Here is a 538-nt window from a genome sequence, read left to right on the forward strand (position 1 = left end):
GCTTGCTCCCAATCAAAAGCGGTTTACAACCCGAAGGCCTTCATCCCGCACGCGGCGTCGCTGCGTCAGGGTTCCCCCCATTGCGCAATATTCCCCACTGCTGCCTCCCGTAGGAGTCTGGGCCGTATCTCAGTCCCAATGTGGCCGTCCGCCCTCTCAGGCCGGCTACCCGTCGAAGCCTAGGTGGGCCATTACCCCGCCTACAAGCTGATAGGACGCGACCCCATCCCATGCCACTAAACACTTTCCCAACAAGACATGCGTCAAGTTGGAGCATCCAGCATTACCACCCGTTTCCAAGAGCTATTCTGGAGCATGGGGCAGGTTGGTCACGCATTACTCACCCGTTCGCCACTCTCACCAACCAGCAAGCTGGTCAGATCCCGTTCGACTTGCATGTGTTAAGCACGCCGCCAGCGTTCATCCTGAGCCAGAATCGAACCCTCCACGAAAAACTTCAATGAAGAGCCAACATAAGGCTCCAATATAAAAGAAAAAGACGAGACATTCTTTAAGGAAAGAACATCCCAACAAAAAA

General features: G+C 54.3%; 1 rRNA gene. It reads right to left on the reverse strand.

The features are described 5' to 3' along the window. Positions 1 to 452: ribosomal RNA gene (locus AC1EKB_RS06215) — 16S ribosomal RNA — on the reverse strand; the annotation flags it as partial. Positions 453 to 538 lie beyond the last annotated feature (86 nt).

This window comes from Gardnerella sialicivorans subsp. sialicivorans (assembly GCF_056746795.1).